The sequence below is a fragment of the Dietzia sp. CW19 genome (assembly GCF_014145265.1).
In the GTDB taxonomy this organism is placed as follows: domain Bacteria; phylum Actinomycetota; class Actinomycetes; order Mycobacteriales; family Mycobacteriaceae; genus Dietzia; species Dietzia natronolimnaea.
On sequence record NZ_JAALEE010000109.1, the window covers coordinates 1,621 to 7,669 of the forward strand.

At 70.2% G+C, this 6,049-nt stretch carries 5 protein-coding genes and 1 pseudogene; 5 read left to right on the forward strand and 1 reads right to left on the reverse strand.

What is annotated here, in order from left to right:
- From G6021_RS03870 to G6021_RS03890, 5 genes are all read left to right on the forward strand, one after another.
- On the forward strand, positions 1-696 hold a 696-nt coding region (locus G6021_RS03870; RefSeq protein WP_241736416.1), incomplete at its 5' end, for an amidase family protein.
- Entirely contained in the window at positions 693-2,096 is a 1,404-nt protein-coding gene (locus G6021_RS03875) for a DHA2 family efflux MFS transporter permease subunit (RefSeq protein WP_182610882.1), read from the forward strand. The genes G6021_RS03870 and G6021_RS03875, both read left to right, overlap by 4 nt.
- 28 nt (positions 2,097-2,124) lie before the next feature.
- Positions 2,125-3,159 carry an ATP-dependent 6-phosphofructokinase gene (locus G6021_RS03880; RefSeq protein ID WP_179525527.1) on the forward strand — a complete coding sequence of 345 codons (1,035 nt, stop codon included), beginning with the start codon at positions 2,125-2,127 and terminating at the stop codon, positions 3,157-3,159.
- Positions 3,160-3,169: 10 nt separating this feature from the next.
- On the forward strand, positions 3,170-4,651 hold the full coding sequence (gene gatB / locus G6021_RS03885) for an Asp-tRNA(Asn)/Glu-tRNA(Gln) amidotransferase subunit GatB (RefSeq protein WP_182610881.1): 1,482 nt from the start codon (positions 3,170-3,172) through the stop codon (positions 4,649-4,651).
- 54 nt (positions 4,652-4,705) lie between these two features.
- Positions 4,706-5,371, forward strand: a complete 666-nt coding sequence (locus G6021_RS03890) for an NAD(P)H-binding protein (protein WP_182610880.1) — start codon at positions 4,706-4,708, stop codon at positions 5,369-5,371.
- Positions 5,372-5,585: 214 nt separating this feature from the next.
- On the opposite strand, the pseudogene G6021_RS03895 reads toward G6021_RS03890, so the two are convergent.
- Positions 5,586-6,049 (reverse strand): annotated as a pseudogene (locus G6021_RS03895) (oxidoreductase); the annotation flags it as partial.

Consider the following 6,049-nt stretch of genomic DNA (forward strand, 5'->3'; position numbering starts at 1 on the left):
CGCGAGGGTGCCAGGGGAGATCTGTCCGGTGTGCGCGTGGGCGTCGTCTCCGAGTTCGCCGGAGAGGGGTACCAGTCGGGGGTCGAGGCGTCGTTCCGTGCCTCCGTGGACACCCTGCGGGACCTGGGTGCGGAGGTGGTCGAGGTCGCGTGCCCGAACTTCCGCTATGCGCTGCCCGCCTACTACCTGATCCTCCCGTCCGAGGTCTCCAGCAACCTGGCCCGGTTCGACGCCATGCGCTACGGCCTGCGGGTCGGCGACGGGTCGGCCGACCAGGTCATGGCGGCGAGCCGCGAAGCCGGGTTCGGTCCCGAGGTCAAACGCCGCATCATGCTAGGCACCTACGCCCTCTCGGCCGGTTACTACGACGCCTTCTACGGTCAGGCACAGAAGGTGCGCACGCTCATCGCGCGCGACTTCGACGCCGCGTACGAGAAGGTGGACGTCCTGGTCTCGCCCACCACCCCGACGACCGCGTTCCCGCTGGGGGCCAAGGTCGAGGACCCGGTGGCCATGTACCAGTTCGACCTCTGCACCCTCCCGCTCAACCTCGCCGGGCACTGCGGCATGTCCGTGCCGTCGGGTCTCGTCGACGGGCTCCCGGCCGGCCTGCAGATCATGGCCCCGGCGCTGGCCGACGACCGCCTGTACCGGGTGGGTGCCGCCTTCGAGGCGGCGAGAGGCCCGATCGCGTGACCACGGTCCCCGAGAGGGACGCATGGAAGGCCCTGGCGGCGCTCGTCATCGGGTTCTTCATGATCCTGGTGGATCAGACGATCGTCGCGGTCGCCACCGACGCCTTCGTCACACAACTCGGCGCGTCGACCAACCAGGTGATCTGGGTGACCAGCGCCTACCTGCTGGCCTACGTCGTACCGCTGCTGTTCACCGGTCGACTGGGCGACCAGATCGGACCCCGCGCGGTCGCGATCGCCGGGCTGGTCCTGTTCACGGGTGCCTCGCTGTGGTGTGGACTCGCGGGCAGTATCGAGACGCTCATCGTCGCGCGGGTGTTCCAGGGGTTCGGTGCCGCGCTGCTCACCCCCCAGTCGCTCAGCGTGATCACCAGGGTCTTCGCCCCTCGGCGTCGCGGGGCGGCCATGGGGGCCTGGGGCGCGGTCGCGGGGATCGCCTCGGTCGTCGGACCAGTCTTGGGCGGGGTCCTCATCGACGCGTTCGACTGGCGCGCGATCTTCTTCGTCAACATCCCCTTCGGCGTCCTGGCCGTCGTCCTCGTCTGGAGGTGGGTCCCCGGTCTCGAGACCCGCTCGCACTCCTACGACGTCCCGGGCATCGTGCTGTCGGCCCTGGGCATGTTCCTCCTGGTCTACGGCATCCAGCAGGGCGAGTCCCACGGGTGGGGAGGGACCACCCTCGCTCTCATCGTCGCGGGGACCGCGGGCCTGGCGGCGTTCGTCTGGTGGCAGTCGCGCGTGCGCACGGAACCACTGGTTCCTCTACGTCTGTTCCGGGACCGGAACTTCTCGATCGGCACGTTCGGCGTCTCGACCATCGGCTTCGTCACCGCCGGCACCATGGTCCCGCTGATGTTCTACCTCCAGGGAGTCAAGGACCTCAGTCCCACGCGCGCCGGTCTGATGCTGCTGCCGATGGCGTTGATCGCGGGCGTCCTCGCCCCGGTCGTCGGGCGGTGGGCGGACAGGATCGACCCGCGGTTGTTCACGGGGATCGGGTACTTCTCGTACGCGATCTCCCTGTTCTGGCTGGCTCTGGTCATGGACTCGCAGACCTCGATCCCCGTGCTGCTCGGACCGATCGCGCTGATGGGGGTGGCCAACGGGTGTGTCTGGGCGCCCACGTCGTCCACCGCGATGCGGCGCCTCGAGCTCGCCTCCGCCGGAGCCGGCTCGGGGGTCTACAACACCACCCGCCAGGTGGGCGCGGTCCTGGGATCCGCGGCGATCGGTGCGTTGATGCAAGCGCGGTTGGTCGTCCACGGCGACGTCGGACAGGCTGTGGCGGACGCCATGTACCTCCCCGCCGTGGTGGTCCTGCTCGGAGGGGTGGCGACGATGGCGTTTCGTACCGGTGAACAGTCGCCGGGGCCGGGCGCGGTGGACCGGCCACGGCCCTAGACTGCGGGAGAACCGAGAGGAGTCCGACGTGCGTATTGGCGTGCTGACCGCAGGCGGGGACTGCCCCGGCCTCAACGCGGTGATCCGTGCCCTGGTGCGGACCGCCCATTCCGAGTACGACTCGCCGGTCCTGGGCTTCCAGGACGGGTGGTCCGGGTTGGTCCACGATCGTGCGGTGCCCCTGTTCGACGACGAGGGGATCGACCGCATCCTGCTGCGCGGGGGCACGATCCTCGGAACGGGCCGGCTCAACCCGGACATCCTCACCGGGAGCCTGCCGGAGATCCGACGGACCCTGCAGCGTCACTCCCTCGACGCGCTGGTGGCCATCGGTGGCGACGGGACGCTGAAGGCGGCGCGGTGGCTCACGGAGAACGGCGTCCCGGTGGTGGGCGTGCCCAAGACCATCGACAACGACGTGGCGGGAACCGACTACACATTCGGGTTCGACACCGCGGTCTCGATCGCCTCCGACGCGATCGACCGCCTGCACACCACCGCGGAGTCCCACGAGCGGGTCATGCTCGTCGAGGTGATGGGGAGGCATGCCGGGTGGATCGCCCTCCACGCCGGGCTCGCGTCCGGCGCGCACATGATCGTCATCCCCGAGGTGCCGTTCGACATCGACTACGTGTGCAAGGTGATGAAGCGCCGCTTCCAGATGGGGGAGGCGTACGGCATCTGCGTGGTGGCGGAGGGCGCCACACCCGTCGAGGGTTCGGGGATGACGTTGCGGCAGGGCGGGACCGACCAGTTCGGGCACGAGGTGTTCACCGGAGTCGCGGACCAGATGGCCTCGGCGATCGCCTCGCGGATGAACCGCGACGTCCGCACCACGGTCCTGGGGCACATCCAGCGCGGGGGAACCCCCACGGCGTACGACCGTGTCCTGGCCACCCGTTTCGGTGTCCACGCCGCGCATGCGGTGCACCGGGGGGACTTCGGTCAGGTGGTGGCCCTGCGCGGGGAGTCCATCGAGATGGTGCCGGTCGCCGAGGCCGTCGCCGTGCTCAAGACCGTTCCGGAGGACCGCTACCGCGAGGCCGCCTGCCTCTTCGGCTAGATTGTTCCGCATGGAGTTCACCGAGGTCGTGTCACGTTTCGATCCCGTCATGGGCATGGAGGTGCACGTCGAGTTGCACACCGCCACCAAGATGTTCTGCGGGTGCCCGACGGCGTTCGGAGCGGACCCCAACACGCAGGTGTGTCCGGTGTGCATCGGTCTACCGGGGGCGCTGCCGGTGGTCAACGGGCAGGCCGTCGAGTGGGCGATCAAGATCGGGCTGGCCCTCGGCTGTTCGATCGCGCCGTACAGCCGCTTCGCGAGGAAGAACTACTTCTACCCGGACCAGCCGAAGAACTATCAGATCTCGCAGTATGACGAGCCGATCGCCCACGACGGTTTCCTCGACGTTCAGCTCGAGGACGGCACCACCTGGCGCGTCGAGGTCGAGCGGGCGCACATGGAGGAGGACACCGGCAAGTCCACCCACGTCGGCTCGGCCACCGGTCGGATCCACGGGGCCACGCATTCGCTGCTCGACTTCAACCGTGCCGGCGTTCCGCTGATCGAGATCGTCTCCAAACCGATCGTCGGCGCCGGGGAGCGTGCCCCCGAGATCGCCCGCGCGTACGTCTCCGCTCTGCGCGATCTGCTCCGGAGTCTCGACGTCTCCGACGTCCGCATGGACCAGGGGTCGATGCGGTGCGACGCCAACGTCTCACTGATGCCCAAGGGCGCCACCGAGTTCGGGACCCGGACGGAGACCAAGAACGTCAACTCCCTGCGCAGCGTCGAGGTCGCCGTGCGTCACGAGATGTGCCGCCAGGCGGACGTCCTGACCTCAGGTGGGGAGGTCGTGCTGGAGACGCGGCACTTCCACGAGTCCGACGGGACCACCACGGCGGGCAGGCCCAAGGAGTCCGCCGAGGACTACCGGTACTTCCCCGAGCCCGACCTCGCACCGGTCGAGCCGCTGGACGAGCTCATCGAGAAGATCCGTGCCGAGTTGCCCGAGCTGCCGTGGCTGCGCCGCGCACGGGTGCAGGCCGACTGGGGTGTCTCGGACGAGGAGATGCGCGACCTGGTCAACGCCGGAGCGTTGGACCTGATCCTCGCCACCGTCGACGCCGGCGCGCCCCCCACCGAGGCCCGGTCGTGGTGGGTGGCCTACCTCTCGCAGCAGGCCAACAAGCGCGGCGTGGGCCTGCCGGAGCTGGAGATCACCCCCGCCCAGGTGGCGCGGGTCATCGAGCTCGTGGCGGAGGGGACGCTCACCAACAAGCTCGCCCGGCAGGTCGTGGACGCGGTCCTCGACGGTGAGGGTGAGCCGGACCGGGTCGTGGCCGACAAGGGCCTCGAGGTGGTCCGTGACGACTCCGCCCTGCAGAAGGCGGTCGACGACGCCCTCGCCGCGCAGCCGGACATCGCGGAGAAGATCCGCTCCGGAAAGGTCCAGGCCGCCGGCGCGATCGTCGGAGCGGTCATGAAGGCCACCCGCGGGCAGGCCGACCCGGCCAGGGTCAAGGAGCTCGTGATCGCCGCCTGCGGGTGACAGCCCCGGGGGTCCTTGCGAGCCCGGGACGGGGTGTGTTCTTCTGGTGCGCAGGTGCCGAGAGGCACTGTGGGGACGGAAGCGGGTGACGTGGTGGCCGAGCGGGAGTGGAGCACGGGACCGGTGGTCATCACCGGCGCCTCCGGCCAGGTCGGCACCGCGCTTCGGGCGCGACTGGCCGGGCTGCCGAACGAGGTCCGCGCGCTGAGACGAGGCGACGACGTGGCCACGGCGTCGGTCGGAGCGTCCGCGGTGGTGCATCTGGCCGGGGCCCTGTTCCCGAGGCGGCCCGACACCTACCAGTCGGCGAATCTCGACACGGTGCGCGCCACGGTGACCGCACTGAAGGACTCAGGGGTGCGCCGCGTCGTCTTCCTGTCGTACCTGGGGGCGGATGAGACCTCGACCAACCCGTACCTGCGGTACAAGGCCCACGCAGAAGGACTCATCCGCGCGAGTGGGATTCCCGCGGTCGTCTTCCGCGCCGCGCACATCTTCGGCACCCCCGACGCACCCGGGCCCACCGTCACGGAGATGCTCTCCTCGGGGGACGGCCCGTCACCGTCCTCGGGCCGGGGACCCAACGCTATGACTGGATCGCTCGCGATGATGTCGCCGAGGCCCTGCTCCACGCGGCGCTGGACCACGCCACCCCGACCGGTATCTTCGAGCTCGCCGGACCGCAGTCCCTCTCCGTGGACGAGTTCGTCACTCGGGTGAACGGCGCGGACGTGCGGATCCGGCATCTGCCGGCCACCCTCGCACGTCTCCTCGGACGCGTCCTCCCGACGCTCCCGAGCCCCCTGGTCGACGTGATGCTCCGTGACTTCTCTCGTCTCCCGGCGCCGGGGAGACCGCGGCACTGTTCGGCGCCACCCTCCATCGCCTCGACGAGATGTGGCCCGCCGGGTGAGGTGCCCCACCAGACCGCGAGTCAGGTCCGGGCGTCGCCGCCTCCGCCACCGGTCCGGGGCAGGATGACGGCGCGATCGTCGGTGGGGACAGGGGAGCCACCACGCTTGTTGGTCGTCCCTCCGAGCAACACCCCGTCACCGACCGCCGCCAGACCGGTGATCCGTCCGTAGCGCCCCTCGGCCAGGGCCTCGGGCTGGCCCCGTGCCGCCCCACCCGCGAGGGGGAGTGCGTCGGCGCGTTCGCCGTCCGGCAACGCGAGTGCCAGTGAGTCCTCGGCCGCGGCGCACCCTCCCGCCGATCGCTGATCGGGCCAGGTCCAGATGATGCGGTCGGCGCTCCGGATCACCGCGCCGCGGTCGGTGACGGCGGACAGGTAGAGATCGGACCCGTGGGTGCACAGCCCGCTGACCCTGCCCAGGTCGCGGGCGACGACCTCCGGGTCGTCTGCCGTTCCGATCCCCCTGAACCCGGGGAACCGCAGGA

Bases quoted from the DNA above. Each gene is read 5' to 3' on its own strand.
- gatB (WP_182610881.1), top strand. From the start codon at position 3,170: ATGGAGTTCACCGAGGTCGTGTCACGTTTCGATCCCGTCATGGGCATG.